Annotated in this window: 18 protein-coding genes; 13 read left to right on the top strand and 5 right to left on the bottom strand. The window is 59.0% G+C overall.

The features are described from left to right. Window positions 1-99 precede the first annotated feature (99 nt). Window positions 100-1251 carry a TDT family transporter gene (locus tag MO767_RS05650; protein ID WP_282479729.1) on the top strand — a complete coding sequence of 384 codons (1152 nt, stop codon included), beginning with the start codon at window positions 100-102 and terminating at the stop codon, window positions 1249-1251. Window positions 1252-1349: 98 nt separating this feature from the next. Further along, window positions 1350-3224, top strand: coding sequence for an MFS transporter (locus tag MO767_RS05645; protein WP_282479728.1), 1875 nt, complete (start codon window positions 1350-1352; stop codon window positions 3222-3224). A 48-nt stretch (window positions 3225-3272) separates the two neighbouring features. Here the strand turns inward: MO767_RS05645 and MO767_RS05640 are convergent, their stop codons facing one another. The 5 genes from MO767_RS05640 to MO767_RS05620 form a co-directional block, all read right to left on the bottom strand. Then, the gene (locus MO767_RS05640) at window positions 3273-4199 is read right to left on the bottom strand and encodes a GGDEF domain-containing protein (protein WP_282479727.1); all 927 of its coding nucleotides are present in this window, start codon (window positions 4197-4199) and stop codon (window positions 3273-3275) included. 370 nt (window positions 4200-4569) lie between these two features. After that, a complete protein-coding gene (locus tag MO767_RS05635; protein ID WP_033055825.1) occupies window positions 4570-5310 on the bottom strand; it encodes a YciK family oxidoreductase in 741 nt (246 codons plus the stop codon). A gap of 30 nt (window positions 5311-5340) precedes the next feature. Next, a complete protein-coding gene (gene mupP, locus MO767_RS05630) occupies window positions 5341-6012 on the bottom strand; it encodes an N-acetylmuramic acid 6-phosphate phosphatase MupP (protein ID WP_056744070.1) in 672 nt (223 codons plus the stop codon). A gap of 4 nt (window positions 6013-6016) precedes the next feature. Continuing rightward, the gene (gene ubiG / locus MO767_RS05625; protein ID WP_033055822.1) at window positions 6017-6715 is read right to left on the bottom strand and encodes a bifunctional 2-polyprenyl-6-hydroxyphenol methylase/3-demethylubiquinol 3-O-methyltransferase UbiG; all 699 of its coding nucleotides are present in this window, start codon (window positions 6713-6715) and stop codon (window positions 6017-6019) included. 57 nt (window positions 6716-6772) lie between these two features. Beyond that, entirely contained in the window at window positions 6773-8107 is a 1335-nt protein-coding gene (locus MO767_RS05620; protein WP_282479726.1) for a TRZ/ATZ family hydrolase, read from the bottom strand. A gap of 108 nt (window positions 8108-8215) precedes the next feature. Between MO767_RS05620 and mtnA the strand changes: the two genes are divergently transcribed. The 11 genes from mtnA (at window position 8216) to MO767_RS05565 (ending at window position 21769) form a co-directional block, all read left to right on the top strand. Continuing rightward, window positions 8216-9292 (top strand): S-methyl-5-thioribose-1-phosphate isomerase, encoded by a 1077-nt coding sequence (gene mtnA / locus MO767_RS05615; RefSeq protein WP_282479725.1) that lies wholly within the window; start codon window positions 8216-8218, stop codon window positions 9290-9292. A 450-nt stretch (window positions 9293-9742) separates the two neighbouring features. Beyond that, window positions 9743-12406 carry a DNA gyrase subunit A gene (gyrA, locus tag MO767_RS05610; protein WP_282479724.1) on the top strand — a complete coding sequence of 888 codons (2664 nt, stop codon included), beginning with the start codon at window positions 9743-9745 and terminating at the stop codon, window positions 12404-12406. Window positions 12407-12523: 117 nt separating this feature from the next. Beyond that, window positions 12524-13609 (top strand): 3-phosphoserine/phosphohydroxythreonine transaminase, encoded by a 1086-nt coding sequence (serC, locus tag MO767_RS05605; RefSeq protein WP_282479723.1) that lies wholly within the window; start codon window positions 12524-12526, stop codon window positions 13607-13609. Further along, complete coding sequence (gene pheA / locus MO767_RS05600) at window positions 13609-14703, top strand: prephenate dehydratase (RefSeq protein ID WP_007899727.1); 1095 nt, start codon at window positions 13609-13611, stop codon at window positions 14701-14703. Before serC ends, pheA begins: the two co-directional genes overlap by 1 nt. Before the next feature lie 12 nt (window positions 14704-14715). Further along, window positions 14716-15828, top strand: a complete 1113-nt coding sequence (gene hisC / locus MO767_RS05595; protein WP_282479722.1) for a histidinol-phosphate transaminase — start codon at window positions 14716-14718, stop codon at window positions 15826-15828. 28 nt (window positions 15829-15856) lie between these two features. After that, on the top strand, window positions 15857-18064 hold the full coding sequence (locus MO767_RS05590) for a bifunctional prephenate dehydrogenase/3-phosphoshikimate 1-carboxyvinyltransferase (RefSeq protein ID WP_282479867.1): 2208 nt from the start codon (window positions 15857-15859) through the stop codon (window positions 18062-18064). Next, on the top strand, window positions 18061-18750 hold the full coding sequence (gene cmk, locus MO767_RS05585) for a (d)CMP kinase (protein WP_129442406.1): 690 nt from the start codon (window positions 18061-18063) through the stop codon (window positions 18748-18750). Before MO767_RS05590 ends, cmk begins: the two co-directional genes overlap by 4 nt. Before the next feature lie 119 nt (window positions 18751-18869). Continuing rightward, the gene (gene rpsA / locus MO767_RS05580; protein ID WP_033055812.1) at window positions 18870-20561 is read left to right on the top strand and encodes a 30S ribosomal protein S1; all 1692 of its coding nucleotides are present in this window, start codon (window positions 18870-18872) and stop codon (window positions 20559-20561) included. Between the two features lie 218 nt (window positions 20562-20779). Next, window positions 20780-21058: a hypothetical protein gene (locus MO767_RS05575; RefSeq protein WP_282479721.1), complete on the top strand. Its 279-nt coding sequence runs from the start codon at window positions 20780-20782 to the stop codon at window positions 21056-21058. Window positions 21059-21209: 151 nt separating this feature from the next. Then, the gene (ihfB, locus tag MO767_RS05570; protein WP_282382610.1) at window positions 21210-21518 is read left to right on the top strand and encodes an integration host factor subunit beta; all 309 of its coding nucleotides are present in this window, start codon (window positions 21210-21212) and stop codon (window positions 21516-21518) included. 11 nt (window positions 21519-21529) lie between these two features. After that, window positions 21530-21769, top strand: a complete 240-nt coding sequence (locus tag MO767_RS05565) for a LapA family protein (RefSeq protein WP_282479720.1) — start codon at window positions 21530-21532, stop codon at window positions 21767-21769. Window positions 21770-21931 lie beyond the last annotated feature (162 nt).

Here is a 21931-nt window from a genome sequence, read left to right as displayed (position 1 = left end):
ATCTGCAAAACAGATAACAGTTAGAGATATTACCCGTTATATCGATATTCGATTCGGATCTACCATGAGCTCCACCTCAACAGAGGACAGGAGTTCACCATGACATGCCCCAACACCGCCCCAGCCGGTTTCAAACCATTCAGTCATTTGCAGCATCCGCGTGAAGTCATCCGCCAGTTCACGCCGAACTGGTTCGCCGCCACCATGGGCACCGGTGTGCTGGCGTTGGCGCTGGCGCAGCTGCCTGGCGCAAATGCCGGTTTACACGCGATTGCCGAAGCCCTTTGGCTGTTCAATATTGTGCTATTCGTTTTATTCACGGTTATGTATGCGGCGCGTTGGGCGCTGTTTTTCGATGAGGCGCGGCGGATTTTCGGTCACTCCACGGTTTCGATGTTTTTTGGCACCATCCCCATGGGCCTGGCGACCATCATCAATGGTTTTCTGGTGTTCGGTCTGCCGCGTTGGGGCGAGGGCGTGATTCATGTCGCCGAGGTGCTGTGGTGGCTGGATGTGGCGATGTCTGTGGCGTGCGGCGTGCTGATTCCCTACCTGATGTTCACCCGTCAGGAACACAGCATCGACCAGATGACCGCTGTCTGGCTGTTGCCGGTGGTGGCAGCAGAAGTGGCGGCCGCCAGCGGTGGTCTGCTGGCACCGCACCTGGCCGATGCCCATTCGCAACTGGTGATTCTGGTGACCAGCTACGTGCTCTGGGCCTTTTCCCTACCGGTTGCGTTCAGCATTCTGACCATTCTGTTGCTGCGCATGGCACTGCATAAACTGCCTCACGAAAACATGGCCGCCTCCAGTTGGCTGGCGCTGGGGCCTATCGGCACCGGGGCGTTGGGCATGTTGCTGCTGGGCGCCGATGCGCCGGCGATCTTCGCTGCCAACGGTCTGCCGGGCATCGGTGAAATCGCCGCAGGGCTGGGGTTGGTGGCCGGGATCACCCTGTGGGGCTTTGGTCTTTGGTGGATGCTGATTGCAGTGCTCATCACTGCGCGTTACTTGCGCGTCGGTATTCCTTTCAACCTCGGCTGGTGGGGTTTCACCTTTCCGTTGGGCGTCTATTCCCTGGCGACGTTGAAACTGGCCAGCATCTTGAACCTGACGTTTTTCAGCGCCTTCGGTTGTGTGCTGGTGGTGTTGCTGGCGGTGATGTGGCTGATCGTCGCCAAACGGACAGTGCAGGGCGCCTGGCGGGGTGAGTTGTTTGTCTCGCCGTGCATTGCAGGTTTAAAAAAATAACCTGCAAGTTTTAGGTAATGTGTGGCCTGGATCGCCGTTGGACATTCCAATAACTGCATCCACGCCACTCTCTACCCAACATCAGGGACACATGGAAGATGAGTCACCCCTCACAGTTCACCTTGCTTCGCACCCGGCGCTTCCTGCCATTCTTCGTCACGCAGTCGCTCGGGGCGTTCAACGACAACATCTTCAAGCAGTCGCTGATTCTCGCCATTCTCTACAAGTTGACTATCGACGGTGACCGCTCGATCTGGGTCAACCTGTGTGCGCTGCTGTTCATCCTGCCGTTCTTCCTGTTCTCGGCACTGGCCGGGCAGTTCGGGGAAAAGTTCGCCAAGGACGCGCTGATCCGTCTGATCAAGCTCGGGGAAATCGCCATCATGGCGGTAGGCGCAGTCGGTTTCATGTTCGATCACCTGTCGCTGATGCTGGTGGCGCTGTTTGCCATGGGCACTCACTCAGCGCTGTTCGGGCCGGTGAAATACTCGATCCTGCCGCAGGCCTTGCGTGACGAAGAGCTGGTGGGTGGCAACGGCCTCGTGGAAATGGGTACCTTCCTGGCGATCCTCGCCGGGACCATCGGTGCCGGGATCATGATGTCCTCCATTCATTACGCGCCGATCGTCTCCACGGCGATCATCGGTGTTGCGGTGCTCGGCTATCTGGCCAGTCGCAGCATTCCACGGGCTGCGGCCGCCTCCCCGGAAATGCGTCTGAACTGGAACATTTTCAGCCAGTCCTGGGCCACGTTGAAGCTGGGCTTGGGACAGACCCCAGCGGTGTCGCGCTCGATTGTCGGCAACTCGTGGTTCTGGTTTGTCGGGGCGATTTATCTGACGCAGATCCCGGCCTATGCCAAGGAGTGGATGCACGGCGACGAAACCGTGGTGACGCTGATTCTTACGGTGTTCTCGGTCGGTATCGCACTCGGTTCGATGCTCTGCGAAAAACTGTCTGGTCGCAAAGTCGAGATCGGTCTGGTGCCGTTCGGCTCTTTCGGTCTGACGGTGTTTGGTTTGCTGCTGTGGTGGCATTCAGGTGGAATTCCAGACAGCGTGATAGGCCATGGCTGGATCGAAGTCCTGGGTTTTGGCCATGCCTGGCTGGTGTTGATCGACATTCTCGGGCTTGGGGTGTTCGGCGGTTTCTACATCGTGCCGCTGTACGCGCTGATTCAGTCACGGACCCACGAGAACGAGCGGGCGCGGGTGATTGCCGCCAACAACATTCTCAACGCGTTGTTCATGGTGGTCTCGGCGATTGTCTCGATCGTCTTGCTGAGCATGGTCAAGCTGTCGATCCCGCAGTTGTTCCTGGTGGTGTCGCTGCTGAACATCGGCGTCAACGCCTACATCTTCAGCATCGTCCCCGAGTTCAGCATGCGCTTCATGATCTGGCTGCTCAGCCATTCCATGTACCGCGTGGAGCATCGCAATCTGCAGTTGATTCCCGATGAAGGTGTGGCGTTGCTGGTGTGCAATCACGTGTCCTTCGTTGATGCCTTGCTGATTGGCGGCGCGGTGCGTCGGCCGATTCGCTTTGTGATGTATTACAAGATCTATAACTTGCCAGTGCTGAACTTCATCTTCCGCACGGCCGGGACCATTCCGATCGCGGGGCGCCAGGAAGACATTCAGATCTACGAAAAAGCCTTCACGCGCATTGCTCAGTATCTGAAGGACGGCGAATTGGTGTGCATCTTCCCTGAGGGCAAATTGACAGCCGATGGCGAGATCAACGAGTTCAAGGGCGGGCTGACGCGGATTCTCGAAGAGACGCCGGTGCCGGTGATTCCGTTGGCATTGCAAGGTTTGTGGGGGAGCTTCTTCAGCCGCGATCCGCAAAAGGGCGTGTTCCGCCGGTTGTGGTCACGGGTGACGCTGGTGGCAGGGCCGGCGGTGTCGGTTGAAGTGGCGGAACCAGCCCGGTTGCAAGGGTTGGTGAGGGAATTACGCGGCGCTGTGCGCTAATTCCTTTCGTTGCGGGCCGCTATCAAGGCGTGCCCGCTCTGGTGGGCATTAACCCGCCATCGCCAACCGGTTACGTCCCTCGCGCTTGGCCACATACAACGCACTGTCGGCCCGTCGCAACAGGCTCTCGGCAGACTCGCCGGGCAATAGCGTCGAGCAGCCAAGGCTGACCGTCAGCTCGATCGCATGGCCGTCGGCCGAATATTCCTCTGCCTGCACTGCAAATCGCAGTCGTTCGCCAACCATGGCGGCCGCTTCGCGGTTGGTGTTGGAAAGCAGGATCAGGAACTCTTCGCCACCAAACCGGAAGACCATGTCCACGTTGCGCAACTGGTTTTTGATCGAGCCTGCAACGGCCTTGAGCACGTCATCGCCGGCGCTGTGCCCGTGGTTGTCATTGATGTGTTTGAAGTGATCGATGTCCAGCATCAGCAGCGACAAGGGTTGCAGATGCCGACGGGACATCTCGATTTCCCGTTGCAGAGTCTGATCCATGGCGATTCGGTTGCCGGTGTCCGTAAGCGGATCGCGCAGGGCGCTTTGGGTGGCAGCGCGGTAGAGCAAGGCATTGCGCATCGGATACAGCAATGCGGAGAGCAGCGACTCGAGGTTGCCTTGTTCCTGCTCACTGAAACGCTGATTGCGGCGGAATACCAGTTCACCCAGGTGCTCGCCTTCATGGCTTAGGCTGTAGCTGATCGAATGATGGCCGCGCAGGCCGAATTCCAGGCGCAAGTCACTGGGCGTGTGCTCGTACGTCAAGGCGTCGAGCGGTACCAGTCGCTGAATCTCACGGAAGAAGAGCCCGAGAATGCGTTGCGGCTCAAGACTGGTTTGCAGCTGCAGGCTCAGTTGCTGGCGCAGTTGCGCAAGACTGACGGGCCTCTCGATGAGGGTAGGCTGCTGACCAAAGCCCAGGCGTTGCAATTTGGCAACATCTAAGTCAATTGCGTTGGTCTGGGAAGGTGATTTCATATGGCATGCGCCCCTAAGCAGTAAGCTGTCTTACAGGCTGGGTGAGAGCGGCTTTGGGCTGCGCGTCATACTGATCCATCAGTCCCGTAGGACGTTTGGCGCAAGTTTAGTCCGCTTTGCCGACGATGAGTAACTCATCAGCTCAGGCGTCCGCCCGTTTGCTTTCACACTGCGTGTCTGAGCAAATTTAGAGCGAAAGTCGTGCCATTCAGTTCAGTCGAATAAAAAACGTTATAAATCAATATCTTGATGGTTGGTTAAAAATTTTTCTGAAAGCAGTGGCAGTTGTTTGACTGCCACCTGTGTAGTTGCGACGCTCTTTGAGTGCCGCGACGGGAAGCCGTCGCGGCACAAAAGCGACGCGCGGGCGTTACTGAGCGTTGAACGCCTGGCCGTTGATGCCGGTGCTGTCCGGACCCATCAGGTAGAGGTAGACCGGCATGATCTCCTCGGGCGTCGGGTTGTTCAGCGGATTTTCACCCGGGTAAGCCTGGGCGCGCATGCTGGTGCGGGTGGCGCCCGGGTTGATGCTGTTGGAGCGCACCGGTGCCACGGTGTCGACTTCGTCGGCCAGGGTTTGCATCAAGCCTTCGGTGGCAAACTTGGAAACGCCATAAGCGCCCCAATACGCACGCCCCTTGCGGCCGACGCTGCTGGAGGTGAACACCACCGAGGCGTCCTGGGACAGCTTGAGTAGCGGCAGCAGGGTAGAGGTGAGCATGAACATGGCGTTGACGTTGACGTGCATGACGCGCATGAAGTTTTCGCCGGACAACTGCTCGATCGGCGTACGCGGGCCAATGATCGACGCGTTGTGCAGCAAACCGTCGAGGTGGCCGAATTCGGTTTCGATCATCGCGGCCAGCTCATCGTATTGATGGGGCAGGGCGGTTTCCAGGTTGAACGGGATCACGGCCGGTTGTGGATGGCCGGCGGCTTCGATTTCGTCGTAGACCTGAGTCAGGTTGGCTTCGGTCTTGCCCAGCAACAGCACAGTGGCGCCGTGCGCGGCAAAGGTTTTCGCGGCGGCAGCGCCGATGCCACGGCCAGCGCCGGTGACCAGGATGACCCGGTCCTTGAGCAGTTCTGGGCGGGCGGAATAATCAAACATAAAAACCCCTCAACAAATCAGAAAACAGGCTCAGCAACTGCACAAAGCGCTATCCAGCACCTTGCGCAACTCCAGCGGATGATCGACCACCACGTCCGCGCCCCAATGCCTCGGGTTATCGTCCGGATGAATGTAGCCATAGGTCACGGCGGCCGTCTTGGTGCCGGCATCGCGACCGGATTCGATATCGCGCAGGTCATCACCCACGAACAATACGCTGGCCGGGTCCAGGTCGAGCATCTTGCACGCCAGGATCAACGGTTCGGGGTCCGGTTTGCTGTTCTTCACATGGTCCGGGCAGATCAACAACGCCGAGCGCTCGGCCAGGCCAAGCTGCTGCATGATCGGCTCGGCGAACCGCAGCGGCTTGTTGGTGACCACGCCCCAGATCAGGTTGGCCTTTTCGATGTCGGCCAGCAGTTCGCCCATGCCGTCGAAGAGTTTGCTGTGAACCGCGCAACCGGCGAGGTAGCGCTCCAGAAACTCCAGGCGTAATTCCTCGAAACCCGGTGATTCCGGGTCCATGGAGAAGGTCACGGCGACCATTGCCTTGGCGCCGCCGGAGATCTCGTCGCGAATGTGTTTGTCGTTCATCGGCGGCAGGCCGCGGTCGGCTCGCATCGCCTGACAGATCGCAATGAAGTCCGGCGCGGTGTCGAGCAGGGTGCCGTCCATGTCGAAAAGAACTGCTCTTATACGCATCGGCTTACTCCTCGCGCAGGGTCTGGATCATGTAGTTGACGTCCACGTCGGAGGCCAGTTTGTAGTGCTTGGTCAGCGGGTTGTACGTCAGGCCGATGATGTCCTTGACGGTCAGGCCGGCCATGCGGCTCCAGGCACCCAGCTCCGAAGGGCGGATGAATTTCTTGAAGTCGTGGGTGCCGCGCGGCAGCAGCTTCATGATGTATTCCGCGCCGACGATGGCGAACAGGTACGCCTTCGGGTTGCGGTTGATGGTGGAAAAGAACACCTGGCCACCGGGTTTCACCATACGGAAGCAGGCGCGGATTACCGAAGACGGGTCCGGTACGTGCTCGAGCATTTCCAGGCAGGTGACCACGTCGAACTGCTCGGGCATTTCTTCAGCCAGCGCTTCGGCGGTGATCTGCCGGTATTCGACGCTCACGCCGGATTCCAGTTGATGCAGTTGCGCGACCGCCAGCGGCGCTTCGCCCATGTCGATGCCCATGACGGTAGCGCCGCGCTGGGCCATGGCTTCGCTGAGAATGCCGCCGCCGCAACCGACGTCGAGGACTTTCTTGCCGGCCAGATTGACCCGCTCGTCAATCCAGTTGACCCGCAGCGGGTTGATGTCGTGCAGCGGCTTGAACTCGCTTTCGCGGTCCCACCAGCGATGGGCCAGGGCTTCGAATTTGGCGATTTCGGCGTAGTCGACGTTGCTCATGGTTAAGTCCTCTAAAACTTGAAAAATCCTGTTGCCCCGGTGGTGAGTCCGGGGTGCTTACGATTCGGTATGGCCGCTGATGCGTTGGCCCCAGGCCTTGGCGGTGGCGCAGAGCTGTTCTTCATCCATGCGGGTCAAGCGACGGTCGTCGAGCAGTTGCTTGCCGGCGACCCAAAGGTGTTTCACGCAGTCACGGCCGGTGGCATATATAAGCTGCGAAACCGGGTCGTAGACCGGTTGCTGCGCCAGGCCGGAGAGGTCGAACACGACGAGGTCTGCCGCTTTGCCGACTTCCAGTGATCCGACCTGCGCCTCGATCCCCAGCGCACGTGCACCGTTGAGTGTGGCCATGCGCAGGGCGCGATGGGCATCCAGCGCGGAGGCCGAGCCGGCGACGGCTTTGGCCAGTAACGCGGCGGTGCGGGTTTCGCCGAGCAAGTCCAGGTCATTGTTGCTGGCAGCGCCATCGGTGCCGACCGCCACATTGACGCCAGCCTGCCACAAGCGCTCCACCGGGCAGAAACCGCTGGCCAGCTTCAGGTTCGACTCGGGGCAATGAATCACGTTGGTGTTGCTTTCTACCAGCAGCACCAGGTCTTCATCGCTGATCTGGGTCATATGAACGGCCTGGAAGCGCGGCCCCAGCAAGCCCAGGCGCCCGAGGCGGGCCAATGGGCGCTCACCGTGCTGCTCGACGGATTGCTGCACTTCATAAGCCGTTTCATGCACGTGCATATGGATTGAGGCGTCCAGCTCTTCGGTGATCACCCGGATTTTCTCCAGATTCTCGTCGCCCACGGTGTAGGGTGCATGGGGGCCGAAGGTGACTTTGATACGCTCGTGGTGCTTGAGATCGTTGAACAGTTCGACGCCCTGACGAATGGCTTCGTCCGCCGTGCTGGCGCCTGGAATCGGGAAATCGAGGATCGGAATCGCGATTTGTGCGCGAATGCCGCTGTTATGGACGCGCTCGCTGGCAACCTTCGGGAAGAAATACATGTCAGAGAAGCAAGTGATGCCACCTTTGATCTGTTCGGCGATCGCCAAGTCAGTGCCGTCACGTACGAAAGCTTCATCGACCCACTTGGCTTCGGCCGGCCAGATGTGGTTTTCCAGCCAGGTCATCAGCGGCAGATCATCGGCCAGGCCGCGGAACAGTGTCATCGCCGCATGCCCGTGGGCATTGATCAAGCCAGGGCAGAGCAACATGTCCGGCAGTTCGCGGACTTCGGTTGCGTCAAGCTTCAGCGCAGCCGAACGTGGGCCAATGAATACGATGCGTCCGTCGCGGATGCCCAAGGCATGCTCTTTGAGGACAACGCCAGCGGGTTCGACGGGTACCAGCCAGGTCGGCAGCAACAGCAGGTCGAGCGCAACGGCAGTGTTCGGCATCGAAGGTCGGTTCCAGAGCTTTTGTAAAGGATGGCGAAGTATACCCGAGCGTCTTCGCAGGGGGATCGCTATAATCGACGGCTTTTGTTCATGAGTACGGGGTGAAGGATGCGCGATCGACTGTTGGCTGCGGAGAAGGTGAAGGCCATCGATTGGCGTGATGGCGCCCTGTACCTGCTGGATCAGCGTATTTTGCCGTTCGAGGAAACCTGGATCGCCTACACCAGCGCTGCTGGCGTGGCCGAGGCCATTCGTTCGATGGTGGTGCGCGGCGCGCCAGCGATTGGCATCAGCGCCGCCTATGGTGTTGTGTTGGCGGCCCGCGCGCGGTTTGCCGAAGGCGGTGACTGGCAGGCGGCGCTGGAAGAGGATTTCGCGCTGCTCGCCGATTCTCGTCCGACCGCAGTCAACCTGTTCTGGGCGCTGGGCCGCATGCGCGACCGGCTTGAGCGTCTGAAGCATCACGCCGACCCGCTGGCGGTGCTGGAGGCGGAAGCTATCGCCATTCACGAGAGTGATCGCGAAGCCAACCTGACCATGGCGCAACTGGGTGTGGACCTGATCCGCAAGCACCAGGGCAACGCTCAGGCGATTCTGACCCACTGCAACACCGGCGCACTGGCCACCGGCGGCTTTGGCACGGCGCTGGGTGTCATTCGTGGCGCTTTCATTGAAGGCATGGTCGAGCGCGTCTATGCCGACGAAACCCGTCCTTGGCTGCAAGGTTCGCGGCTGACCGCATGGGAACTGGCCAACGAAGGCATTCCCGTGACCCTCAATGCCGACTCCGCCGCCGCCCACATCATGAAGACCAAGGGCATTACCTGGGTAATCGTCGGCGCTGACCGGATCACCGCCAATGGCGACGTGGCCAACAAGATCGGCACCTATCAGCTGGCGGTGAGCGCCATGCACCACGGCGTGCGTTTCATGGTGGTGGCGCCGAGTTCGACCATCGACATGAATCTGGCCAGCGGTGATGACATCCCGATTGAAGAGCGCGATGGTCGCGAGTTGCTGGAAGTTGGCGGCAGGCGGGTCGGGGCGGATGTCGATGCGTTCAACCCGGTGTTCGACGTGACCCCGGCTGACCTGATCGATGCGATCGTTACCGAAAAAGGCGTCGTCGAGCGCCCGGACACCGCGAAAATGGCGCAGTTGATGTGTCGTAAGCGGCTGCACTAAATATCTCGAGCGATTGCTCAATCGCCATCGCGAGCAAGCTCGCTCCCACAGTGGATCTATGTTGTGCTGCCGATCGCAGTCACACCTCAATCAAATGTGGGAGCGAGCTTGGTCCGGGCGGCGTTCCGACGATGGGGCCGTCACAGTCAACAAATATGCACTATTGGCCCCTGAAAACTTTCTCTAAGCCTCTCTCGTCCCCTTCAAGCCTGTCACCGGTCAACTAACTATGCTCCATGCGCGTCTGGGGGATAGGTGCGTGGCGGCTCTTGTGATAACATCCGGCGTTTTCCGAGGCACTCCCACGGGGTTGTCTTTACTGCGCAAATCCATGGTTCAACTTATTGATTTGTCGTAAGTCGGTGCATGGCACTCAGCCTGCAGCGGCGAGCTTCGTTCGTCCCATATGGATGTGACGAGGTTTCACCAGAAAAAGGAATCAGGCTTCTCATGGGCGAACTGGCCAAAGAAATCCTCCCGGTCAATATCGAAGACGAGCTGAAGCAGTCCTACCTCGACTACGCGATGAGCGTAATTGTCGGGCGGGCACTGCCGGATGCGCGCGATGGCTTGAAGCCCGTGCACCGGCGTGTGCTGTTCGCGATGAGCGAGCTGGGCAACGACTTCAACAAGCCGTACAAGAAATCTGCCCGTGTTGTCGGTGACGTGATCGGTAAGTATCACCCTCACGGTGATACCGCGGTGTACGACACCATCGTTCGGATGGCACAGCCATTCTCGCTGCGTTACCTGCTGGTAGACGGTCAGGGCAACTTCGGGTCCGTGGACGGCGACAACGCCGCCGCCATGCGATACACCGAAGTGCGCATGACCAAGCTGGCGCACGAGCTGCTGGCTGACCTGCACAAGGAAACCGTGGACTGGGTGCCGAACTACGACGGCACCGAAATGATCCCGGCGGTCATGCCGACCCGTATTCCCAACCTGTTGGTCAACGGCTCCAGCGGTATCGCCGTGGGCATGGCGACCAACATCCCGCCGCACAACCTCGGTGAAGTCATCGACGGTTGCCTGGCACTCATCGACAACCCAGAGTTGACCATCGATGAGCTGATGCAATACATCCCCGGTCCGGACTTCCCGACCGCCGCGATCATCAACGGTCGTGCCGGCATCATCGAAGCCTACCGCACCGGTCGTGGCCGCATTTACATGCGCGCCCGCTCGATGATCGAAGACATCGACAAGGTCGGTGGCCGTCAGCAGATCGTCATCACCGAACTCCCTTACCAGCTGAACAAGGCCCGTCTGATCGAGAAGATCGCCGAGCTGGTAAAAGAGAAGAAGCTCGAAGGCATAACCGAGCTGCGCGACGAGTCCGACAAGGACGGTATGCGCGTTGTGATCGAGCTGCGTCGCGGCGAAGTGCCTGAGGTGATCCTCAACAACCTCTACGCCCAGACCCAGCTGCAAGCGGTATTCGGTATCAACATCGTCGCGCTGATCGACGGCCGTCCGCGGATCCTGAACCTCAAGGACCTGCTCGAAGCCTTCGTTCGTCACCGTCGCGAAGTCGTTACCCGCCGTACCGTGTTCGAACTGCGTAAAGCCCGCGAACGGGGTCACATTCTGGAAGGTCAAGCGGTTGCCCTGTCGAACATCGACCCGGTCATCGCCCTGATCAAAGCCTCGCCAACGCCGTCGGAAGCCAAGGAAGCGCTGATCAAGACCGCGTGGGAATCTTCCGCCGTGGTTGCGATGGTTGAGCGTGCCGGTGCCGATTCGTGCCGTCCAGAGACCCTGGACCCGCAATACGGTCTGCGCGAAGGCAAGTACTTCCTGTCGCCAGAACAGGCGCAAGCCATTCTGGAACTGCGTTTGCACCGCCTGACCGGTCTGGAGCACGAAAAGCTGCTGGCCGAGTATCAAGAGATCCTCAACCAGATCGGCGAGTTGATCCGCATCCTCAGCAGCGCCACGCGCCTGATGGAAGTGATTCGCGAAGAGCTGGAAGTGATCCGCGCCGAATACGGCGACGTGCGCCGCACCGAGATTCTTGATGCCCGTCTCGACCTGACCCTGGGTGACATGATCCCGGAAGAAGAGCGCGTCGTGACCATTTCCCACGGTGGCTACGCCAAGACCCAGCCATTGGCTGCGTACCAGGCTCAGCGTCGTGGCGGTAAAGGCAAATCGGCTACCGGCGTCAAGGATGAGGACTACATCGCTCACCTGCTGGTCGCCAACAGCCACACCACGCTGTTGCTGTTCTCCAGCAAAGGCAAAGTGTACTGGCTGAAAACCTACGAAATCCCGGAAGCGTCCCGCGCTGCCCGTGGTCGTCCGCTGGTCAACCTGCTGCCGCTGGACGGTGATGAATACATCACCACCATGCTGCCGGTCGACGAATACACCGAAGGTCACTTCATCTTCATGGCCACTGCCAAAGGCACCGTGAAGAAGACCCCGCTGGAATCCTTCAGCCGTCAACGCAGCGTCGGCCTGATCGCGCTGGAGCTGGACGAAGGTGACGTACTGATTTCTGCTTCCATTACAGATGGCAGTCGCGAGGTCATGCTGTTCTCCGACGGCGGCAAGGTCACTCGCTTCAAGGAAACCGACGTTCGCGCCATGGGCCGTACCGCTCGCGGTGTTCGCGGCATGCGTCTGCCGGAAGGCCAGAAGCTGATTTCCATGCTGATCCCGGAAGAAGGCAGCCAGATCCTCACCGCTTCGGCCCGTGGTTTCGGCAAGCGCACGGCGATCACCGAGTTCCCTGAGTACAAACGTGGTGGTCAGGGCGTTATCGCCATGGTCAGCAACGACCGTAACGGCCGTCTGGTCGGTGCAGTCCAGGTGCTCGACGGCGAGGAAATCATGCTGATTTCCGACCAGGGCACTTTGGTTCGTACCCGTGTCGACGAAGTCTCCAGTCTGGGTCGTAACACTCAGGGCGTGACCCTCATCAAACTGGCCAGCGATGAAACGCTGGTAGGTCTGGAGCGGGTTCAGGAACCGTCGGAAGTCGAAGGTGAAGAGCTGGAAGGTGAAGAAGGCGAGGCGGGTGCCGTGTTCGACGGTGAGGTCGTGATCGACGACGTTACCGAAGACCAGCAACTCGACGCCGCAGCCGACGAAGAGCCGCAGGAATAAGCGGACAAGCAGGGGGCGGATGAAGATTCGCCCCCTTCTTGTTTCTCCTGTTTGAATGCAGGGTTTCAAATTTTCAGATTTATTGCGTGATACCACCAAATCAGAGCGAGATTGGATGTGAGCAAGAGAGCCTATAACTTCTGTGCCGGTCCTGCGGCACTTCCCGAAGCTGTCCTGCAGCGCGCCCAGGGTGAACTCCTTGATTGGCACGGCAAGGGCCTGTCGGTCATGGAAATGAGCCATCGCAGTGATGAGTTCGTGTCCATCGCCACCAAGGCCGAGCAGGATCTGCGTGATCTGCTGAATATCCCCTCGAACTATAAAGTGCTGTTTCTGCAAGGTGGCGCCAGCCAGCAATTTGCTCAGATTCCTCTGAACCTGTTGCCGGAAAGCGGCACGGCCGACTATATCGACACCGGTATCTGGTCGCAGAAAGCCATCGAAGAAGCTTCGCGCTACGGTCACGTCAACGTCGCCGCTACCGCCAAGCCTTACGACTATTTCGCTATTCCCGGCCAGAACGAATGGAACCTGTCGAAAGACGCGGCCTACGTTCACTACGCGCCGAACGAAACCATCGGCGGCCTGGAATTCAACTGGGTTCCGGAAACCGGCGATGTTCCGCTGGTCGCCGACATGTCTTCCGACATTCTCTCGCGTCCGATCGATGTTTCGCGCTTTGGCATGATCTACGCCGGCGCGCAGAAGAACATCGGCCCGAGCGGCGTCGTCGTCAACATCATTCGCGAAGACTTGCTGGGTCATGCCCGTTCCCTGTGCCCGACCATGCTCAACTACAAGGTCGCGGCCGACAACGGCTCGATGTACAACACCCCGCCAACCCTGGCCTGGTACCTCTCGGGTCTGGTATTCGAGTGGCTGAAAGAGCAGGGTGGTGTTGAAGCCATCGGCAAGCTCAACGAAGTGAAACAGCGCACGCTGTACGACTTCATCGACGCCAGCGGCTTGTACAGCAACCCGATCAACAAGTCGGATCGCTCGTGGATGAACGTGCCGTTCCGTTTGGCAGACGACCGTCTCGACAAGCCATTCCTGGTCGGTGCCGAAGAGCGTGGCCTTTTGAACCTCAAGGGTCACCGTTCCGTGGGTGGCATGCGTGCCTCCATCTATAACGCCGTCGACATCGTTGCGGTCAACGCACTGGTTTCGTACATGGCAGAGTTCGAGAAGGAACACGGCTAATGTCTGAGCAAGAACTCAAGGCACTGCGCCTGCGCATTGATGCCCTGGACGAGAAAGTCCTGGAGCTGATCAGTGAGCGCGCACGCTGCGCCCAGGAAGTTGCGCGAGTAAAGATGGCCTCGCTGGCCGAAGGCGAAGTGCCGGTGTTCTATCGTCCTGAGCGTGAAGCTCAGGTGCTCAAGCGCGTCATGGAGCGTAACCAGGGGCCGCTGGGCAACGAAGAGATGGCGCGGCTGTTCCGCGAAATCATGTCCTCGTGCCTGGCCCTCGAGCAGCCGCTGAAAGTGGCTTACCTCGGCCCTGAAGGCACCTTCACCCAAGCCGCAGCCATGAAGCACTTCGGCCACGCCGTGATCAGCAAGCCGATGGCGGCGATCGACGAAGTGTTCCGTGAAGTGGCGGCCGGTGCGGTGAATTTTGGCGTGGTCCCGGTGGAAAACTCCACCGAGGGCGCGGTCAACCACACCCTCGACAGCTTCCTTGAACACGACATGGTGATCTGTGGCGAAGTCGAGCTGCGGATTCACCACCACCTGTTGGTCGGTGAAAACACCAAGACCGACAGCATCAGCCGCATCTATTCCCACGCCCAGTCCCTGGCCCAGTGCCGCAAGTGGCTGGACGCCCATTATCCGAATGTCGAGCGCGTGGCGGTGTCCAGCAACGCCGAAGCGGCCAAGCGGGTCAAGGGTGAGTGGAACTCGGCGGCGATTGCTGGCGACATGGCGGCAGGTTTGTACGGGCTGACCCGTCTGGCCGAGAAAATCGAGGATCGTCCGGACAACTCCACGCGATTCCTGATGATCGGCAGCCAGGAAGTGCCACCGACCGGCGATGACAAGACTTCGATCATCGTCTCCATGAGCAACAAGCCTGGCGCACTTCACGAGTTGCTGGTGCCGTTCCACGACAACGGCATCGACCTGACGCGAATCGAGACGCGTCCGTCGCGCAGCGGTAAATGGACCTACGTTTTCTTCATCGACTTCGTCGGCCACCACCGCGACCCACTGGTCAAAGGTGTGCTGGAAAAGATCAGCCAGGAAGCAGTGGCACTCAAAGTGCTGGGTTCCTACCCGAAAGCAGTTCTCTAAGGGCGGTAGCAAATGAGTGGTGACTTCCTCGCTCTGGCACAGCCGGGCGTGCAACAACTTTCGCCTTACGTTCCGGGCAAGCCCGTGGACGAACTGGCGCGCGAGCTGAACATCGATCCGGCCAGCATCGTCAAACTGGCCAGCAACGAAAACCCGTTGGGCGCCAGTCCCAAGGCTCTGGCGGCGATTCGCGAAGCGTTGGCCGAGCTGACCCGCTATCCGGACGGCAACGGTTTTGCGCTCAAGACCCTGCTGGCCGAACAGTGCCGCGTCGAGCTCAATCAGGTAACGCTGGGCAACGGTTCCAACGACATTCTGGAACTGGTCGCCCGTGCCTACCTGGCGCCGGGACTAAATGCCGTGTTCAGCGAGCACGCGTTTGCGGTCTATCCGATCGTCACCCAAGCCGTCGGCGCTACGGCCAAAGTGATCCCGGCCAAAGACTGGGGCCATGATCTGTCGGCCATGCTGGCCGCAATCGATGCCGATACCCGTGTTGTCTTCATCGCCAACCCGAACAACCCGACCGGGACCTGGTTCGGCGCCGAAGCGCTTGACGAATTCCTGCAGGACGTACCGGAACACGTGCTGGTGGTGTTGGACGAGGCCTACATCGAATACGCCGAAGGCAGCGACTTGCCGGATGGCCTCGACTACCTGGCGGCCTACCCGAACCTGTTGGTTTCGCGCACGTTCTCCAAGGCTTATGGCCTGGCCGCATTGCGGGTCGGCTATGGCTTGTCCGCGGCGGTGGTTGCGGATGTGCTGAACCGTGTGCGTCAGCCGTTCAACGTCAACAGCCTGGCCCTGGCCGCTGCGTGCGCTGCGCTGCAAGACGCTGAGTACCTGGCTGAAAGCCGTCGCCTGAACGAATCCGGCATGCAGCAGTTGGAAGCGGGTTTCCGTGAGCTGGGATTGAGCTGGATTCCGTCCAAGGGCAACTTCATCTGCGTCGATCTGGGCCGTGTTGCGGCACCGGTCTTCCAAGGCTTGCTGCGCGAAGGCGTGATCGTGCGTCCGGTGGCCAACTACGGCATGCCGAACCACCTGCGCATCACCATCGGTTTGCCGGCTGAAAACAGCCGCTTCCTCGAAGCGCTGACCAAGGTTCTGGCTCGTGGTTGATGTCACTGCACTGCAATCTGCTGAACCTATGATCGGTCGCCTGGTGGTGGTCGGTCTGGGGTTGATCGGCGGTTCGTTTGCCAAGGGTTTGCGTGAAAGCGGCCTGTGCCGCGAAGTGGTCGGGGTCGATCTTGACCCTCAGTCGCGCAAACTGGCGGTTGAGTTGGGTGTGGTGGATCGCTGCGAAGAAGACCTGGCCGCTGCATGCCAGGGCGCCGACGTGATTCAGCTGGCCGTGCCGATCCTTGCCATGGAAAAAATGCTCGGCCAATTGGCCGGCATGGATTTGGGGCAAGCGATTCTGACCGACGTCGGCAGCGCCAAAGGCAATGTGGTGCGGGCGGCAACCGAGGCGTTTGGCGGTATGCCGGCGCGTTTCGTGCCGGGGCATCCGATTGCCGGTTCCGAGCAGAGCGGGGTGGAAGCCTCTAACTCAGAGCTGTTCCGTCGCCATAAAGTGATTCTGACACCGCTGGATCAGACTGATCCGGCAGCCTTGGCAGTGGTCGACCGGTTGTGGCGCGAATTGGGCGCCGATGTCGAGCGCATGCAGGTCGAGCGTCACGACGAAGTGTTGGCGGCGACCAGCCATTTGCCGCATTTGTTGGCGTTCGGTTTGGTCGATTCGTTGGCCAAGCGCAATGAAAATCTTGAGATCTTCCGTTACGCTGCGGGCGGTTTCCGTGATTTCACAAGAATCGCGGGTAGCGACCCGGTCATGTGGCACGACATCTTCCTCGCCAACCGCGAAGCTGTCCTGCGCACACTCGATACATTTCGCAGCGACCTCGACGCCTTGCGCGACGCGGTCGATGCAGGGGATGGGCATCAATTGTTGGGCGTGTTCACTCGCGCCCGGGTTGCCCGCGAACATTTCAGTAAAATCCTGGCCCGCCGGGCTTATGTGGACGCTATGAATTCCAACGACCTGATTTTCCTGGCACAACCTGGTGGCCGCCTGACTGGGCGGATTCGAGTACCGGGCGACAAATCGATTTCCCACCGTTCGATCATGCTCGGCTCCCTGGCTGAAGGCGTTACCGAAGTGGAAGGTTTCCTCGAGGGCGAAGACGCCTTGGCAACCTTGCAAGCCTTCCGCGACATGGGCGTCGTGATCGAGGGTCCGCACCACGGTCGCGTGACCATTCATGGCGTCGGCCTGCATGGCCTGAAGCCTGCGCCGGGCCCGATCTATCTGGGCAACTCCGGCACATCGATGCGTCTACTGTCTGGCCTGTTGGCTGCGCAGAACTTCGACAGCACGCTGACGGGCGATGCTTCGCTGTCCAAGCGTCCGATGAATCGCGTAGCCAATCCGCTGCGTGAAATGGGCGCCGTGATCGAAACTGCCGCTGAAGGTCGTCCGCCGATGACCATTCGCGGCGGCAATAAGCTCAAAGGCCTGACCTACACCATGCCGATGGCCAGTGCCCAGGTTAAATCCTGCCTGCTGCTGGCGGGTTTGTACGCCGAAGGCAAGACCACCGTCACCGAGCCGGCTCCAACCCGCGACCATACCGAGCGCATGCTGCGTGGTTTCGGCTACCCGGTCTCCGTCAACGGTGCGACCGCGTCGGTCGAGTCCGGCCACAAGCTGACCGCGACCCACATTGAAGTGCCGGGCGACATCTCGTCTTCCGCGTTCTTCCTGGTGGCTGCGTCGATCGCCGAAGGTTCGGAGTTGGTGCTTGAGCACGTCGGCATCAACCCGACCCGTACCGGCGTGATCGACATCCTGCGTCTGATGGGTGCCGATATCACCCTGGAAAACCAGCGTGAAGTCGGCGGCGAACCGGTAGCGGACCTGCGCGTACGTGCAGCTAAACTTAAAGGTATCGAGATTCCCGAAGCGCTGGTTCCGCTGGCCATCGACGAATTTCCGGTGCTGTTCGTGGCCGCCGCCTGTGCCGAGGGGCGCACCATCCTGCGTGGCGCCGAAGAGTTGCGGGTTAAAGAGTCGGACCGGATTCAGGTCATGGCGGATGGCTTGCTGGCGCTGGGCGTCAAATGTGAACCGACCCCGGACGGCATCATCATCGACGGCGGCCAAATCGGCGGCGGCGAAGTGCACGGTCACGGCGATCACCGGATTGCCATGGCCTTCAGCGTGGCTTCGCTGCGCGCCACTGCACCGATCCGCATCCATGATTGTGCCAACGTCGCGACGTCGTTCCCGAACTTCCTCGCGCTGTGCGCGCAGGTCGGTATCCGTGTTGCACAAGAGGCTCAGTCGTGATTATCAAGCCACCGGTCATCACCATCGACGGGCCTAGCGGTTCGGGCAAAGGCACTATTGCCGGGATTCTGGCCAAGCGCCTGGGCTGGTGCCTGCTGGATTCCGGTGCGCTGTACCGTCTGCTGGCATTCGCCGCGCGTAACCATGGCGTCGATCTGACCAATGAAGAGTCGCTGAAGCTGCTGGCCGCTCATCTGGACGTGCAATTCGTCGGTGCGACCGAAGGTCATCCGCAGCGGATCATTCTCGAAGGTGACGATGTCACTGATGATTTGCGCAACGAACAAGTCGGCGCCTGGGCATCGCAAGTGGCCGCTTTGCCGGCGGTGCGCGACGCGCTGCTGCAGCGCCAGCGGGCGTTTCAGGAGGCTCCGGGTCTGGTGGCTGATGGCCGCGACATGGGCACGGTGGTTTTCCCGGACGCGCCGCTGAAGATATTCCTGACTGCCAGTGCCGAGGAGCGTGCGCGCCGTCGATACTTGCAGTTGAAGGGCAAAGTCGATGGTGTTAGTCTGTCGAGTCTGCTAGATGAGATACGTGTCCGCGATGAGCGTGACACCCAGCGAGCGGTAGCCCCGCTCAAGCCGGCGGCTGACGCCATACAGCTGGATTCCACGGAATTATCCATCGATCAGGTGCTGGAACGCATCATGAGCGAGATCGCACTCCGCGATATCGCCGGGTGACCAAGAGACTTCGCAGGGGACCAGTCATAGTCCTGCGCTGTTTCTTTAAATGAACGTAACCCACGTCGTCTGGGATGTGGAGATGGGCGTATTCTTCGCCCTTATCATCAGGAATTAAAATGAGCGAAAGCTTTGCGGAACTCTTTGAAGAAAGCCTAAAAACCCTGAACCTTCAGGCAGGCTCCATCATCACCGGTGTTATCGTTGATATCGATTACCAAGCTCGCTGGGTAACCGTTCACGCTGGCCTGAAGTCTGAAGCACTCATCCCGCTTGAGCAGTTCTACAACGATGCTGGCGAACTGACTATCAACGTCGGTGACGAAGTTCACGTTGCTCTGGACTCGGTTGAAGACGGCTTTGGTGAAACCAAGCTGTCCCGTGAAAAAGCCAAGCGCGCTGAATGCTGGATTGTTCTGGAAGCAGCCTTCGCAGCCGAAGAAGTGGTCAAGGGCGTTATCAACGGTAAGGTTAAAGGCGGCTTCACTGTCGACGTTAACGGCATCCGTGCGTTCCTGCCAGGTTCTCTGGTTGACGTCCGTCCTGTGCGCGACACCACGCACCTGGAAGGCAAAGAGCTGGAATTCAAGGTCATCAAGCTTGACCAGAAACGCAACAACGTTGTCGTTTCCCGTCGTAGCGTCCTCGAAGCCGAGAACTCCGCTGAGCGTGAAGCTCTGCTGGAATCCCTGCAGGAAGGCCAACAAGTCAAAGGTATCGTCAAAAACCTCACCGATTACGGCGCATTCGTCGATCTGGGTGGCGTCGATGGCCTGCTGCACATTACCGACATGGCTTGGAAGCGTATCAAGCATCCTTCCGAAATCGTCAACGTTGGCGACGAGATCGATGTCAAGGTTCTGAAGTACGATCGCGAACGCAATCGTGTTTCCCTGGGCCTCAAGCAACTGGGCGAAGATCCATGGGTTGCTATCAAAGCCCGTTACCCAGAAAGCACTCGCGTTACCGCTCGTGTAACCAACCTGACCGACTACGGCTGCTTCGCTGAGCTGGAAGAAGGCGTTGAAGGCCTGGTACACGTTTCCGAAATGGACTGGACCAACAAGAACATCCACCCTTCGAAAGTCGTACAAGTCGGCGACGAAGTGGAAGTTATGGTTCTGGACATCGACGAAGAGCGTCGTCGTATCTCCCTCGGCATCAAGCAGTGCAAATCTAACCCATGGGAAGATTTCTCTGGCCAGTTCAACAAGGGCGATAAAATCTCCGGCACCATCAAGTCGATCACCGATTTCGGTATCTTCATTGGTCTGGACGGCGGCATCGACGGTCTGGTTCACCTGTCCGACATCTCCTGGAACGAAGTGGGCGAAGAAGCCGTTCGCCGCTTCAAGAAGGGCGACGAGCTGGACACCGTTATCCTGTCGGTTGACCCAGAGCGCGAGCGCATCTCCCTGGGTATCAAGCAACTGGAAAGCGATCCGTTCTCCGAGTACGTTCAAGAGAACGACAAAGGCGCCATCGTTAAAGGCATCGTGAAAGAAGTTGACGCTAAAGGCGCCATCATCACTCTGGCCGACGATATCGAAGCGACTCTGAAAGCCTCCGAAATCAGCCGTGACCGCGTTGAAGACGCGCGCAACGTTCTGAAAGAAGGCCAGGAAGTAGAAGCCAAGATCATCAGCGTTGACCGCAAGAGCCGTGTAATCCAGCTCTCCATCAAGTCGAAAGACGATGCTGAAGAGAAAGAAGCAATCCAGAGCTTGAAAGACAAGCCTGCTGCTGACATCGCTGCTGGTCCTACCACTCTGGGCGACCTGTTGCGTGCACAAATGGAAAAACAGAACTAAGTTCTGTCAGACCATAGAAAAAGGGCGACTTCGGTCGCCCTTTTTTGTGTCTACGATTTGGTGATTTTGATGGTTTCGCGGCGCTGCGATTGTTTGCGGTGAAACCAAACCTCCCGGCAAGTTGTCTCTTTCTTTAATCGGATCAATCGTTTATTTAAAGCTAGTCTTTAGCTTGAAGCGAACGACCGTCGGGCGGCGTGTCCGGCCTAAGGAAGCGAATGAACAAGCTCATTGTCGTAATAGCAGTACTGACACTGGCGGGCTGTACCACTAATGCCAAGACTCACGTTGTGCGTGGGGTCAGCGGCATCGAGATTGATTGTTCGGGGTTGGGGTCGGGATGGGAGAAGTGTCGCAAGCGAGCGAGCAAGGAGTGCAAGACGGCGGGCTACAAGGTTGTAGCCCGGTCCGATGATGCCAAAGACGAGGATGAGTACCCCTTTGGCTTTAATCCTGCGGGCTATCTGACGCGCACCATGCTGGTCATCTGTCGATGAGTGTGTGAGTGCACGATCAGTGATTCGTTACTCTGGAATTGGTCATCGCATTGCTGGTGAGGTATGTCAAAACTCGGGCTGTTCAAATTCATCCGGGCGTGCTAAAACCTTTGAAGCGCTGATCTAGCTGCTTGAAAAAGAAGGGAAAAATATGACGAAGTCGGAGTTGATCGAACGAATTGTCACCCATCAAGGGCTGCTCTCATCCAAGGATGTGGAACTGGCCATCAAGACCATGCTCGAACAAATGTCCCAATGCCTGGCCACCGGTGATCGAATCGAGATCCGTGGGTTTGGCAGCTTCTCCTTGCACTACCGCGCGCCGCGCGTAGGTCGCAATCCAAAAACCGGTCAGTCCGTCAGCCTCGACGGCAAGTTCGTGCCGCATTTCAAGCCAGGCAAAGAATTGCGCGATCGTGTGAACGAGGACGAGGAGGAAGGTTTTGACCTCCATAACTAAAGGGTCGGCGCATGCGTAACCTCAAGCGTGTACTCCTTGGAGTAGTTATCCTGTTGCTGATTCTGGCGGTACTGGCGTTTGTCCTGGAAAATCAACAATCGGTTTCCCTGCTGTTCCTGGGGTGGGCGGGGCCGCAACTACCGGTATCGCTGATCATGGTTGTTGCGCTGCTGATCGGGATGGTGATCGGGCCGATTCTTGGCTGGTTTCTGGGACGTACGTCCAGAACTTCACGCAAACGCCTTGTCTGATTGCGACATAACGCGTAAGGCGCACTAAGCTTTAGCCACAGCTTGTCTATATCCATTAGTAAAACCGTCATTAAGCTGTAAAATGCTGCGCTTGTCCGATAGTGGCATATTCCCACATCGGTTCAGACTGACTCTGTCAGAGGCCTCAGCTGACTTGATGGC

Source organism: Pseudomonas sp. UYIF39 (assembly GCF_029963765.1).
Classification (GTDB): Bacteria; Pseudomonadota; Gammaproteobacteria; order Pseudomonadales; family Pseudomonadaceae; genus Aquipseudomonas.
This window is presented reverse-complemented; position numbering and strand designations above follow the sequence as displayed.

Excerpts from the sequence above, each read along its gene's own strand:
- MO767_RS05650 (WP_282479729.1), top strand. The coding sequence starts at position 100 with ATGACATGCCCCAACACCGCCCCAGCCGGTTTCAAACCATTCAGTCAT.
- MO767_RS05645 (WP_282479728.1), top strand. The coding sequence starts at position 1,350 with ATGAGTCACCCCTCACAGTTCACCTTGCTTCGCACCCGGCGCTTCCTG.
- MO767_RS05640 (WP_282479727.1), bottom strand. The coding sequence starts at position 4,199 with ATGAAATCACCTTCCCAGACCAACGCAATTGACTTAGATGTTGCCAAA.
- MO767_RS05635 (WP_033055825.1), bottom strand. The coding sequence starts at position 5,310 with ATGTTTGATTATTCCGCCCGCCCAGAACTGCTCAAGGACCGGGTCATC.
- mupP (WP_056744070.1), bottom strand. The coding sequence starts at position 6,012 with ATGCGTATAAGAGCAGTTCTTTTCGACATGGACGGCACCCTGCTCGAC.
- ubiG (WP_033055822.1), bottom strand. The coding sequence starts at position 6,715 with ATGAGCAACGTCGACTACGCCGAAATCGCCAAATTCGAAGCCCTGGCC.
- MO767_RS05620 (WP_282479726.1), bottom strand. The coding sequence starts at position 8,107 with ATGCCGAACACTGCCGTTGCGCTCGACCTGCTGTTGCTGCCGACCTGG.
- mtnA (WP_282479725.1), top strand. The coding sequence starts at position 8,216 with ATGCGCGATCGACTGTTGGCTGCGGAGAAGGTGAAGGCCATCGATTGG.
- gyrA (WP_282479724.1), top strand. The coding sequence starts at position 9,743 with ATGGGCGAACTGGCCAAAGAAATCCTCCCGGTCAATATCGAAGACGAG.
- pheA (WP_007899727.1), top strand. The coding sequence starts at position 13,609 with ATGTCTGAGCAAGAACTCAAGGCACTGCGCCTGCGCATTGATGCCCTG.
- hisC (WP_282479722.1), top strand. The coding sequence starts at position 14,716 with ATGAGTGGTGACTTCCTCGCTCTGGCACAGCCGGGCGTGCAACAACTT.
- MO767_RS05590 (WP_282479867.1), top strand. The coding sequence starts at position 15,857 with ATGATCGGTCGCCTGGTGGTGGTCGGTCTGGGGTTGATCGGCGGTTCG.
- rpsA (WP_033055812.1), top strand. The coding sequence starts at position 18,870 with ATGAGCGAAAGCTTTGCGGAACTCTTTGAAGAAAGCCTAAAAACCCTG.
- MO767_RS05575 (WP_282479721.1), top strand. The coding sequence starts at position 20,780 with ATGAACAAGCTCATTGTCGTAATAGCAGTACTGACACTGGCGGGCTGT.
- ihfB (WP_282382610.1), top strand. The coding sequence starts at position 21,210 with ATGACGAAGTCGGAGTTGATCGAACGAATTGTCACCCATCAAGGGCTG.
- MO767_RS05565 (WP_282479720.1), top strand. The coding sequence starts at position 21,530 with ATGCGTAACCTCAAGCGTGTACTCCTTGGAGTAGTTATCCTGTTGCTG.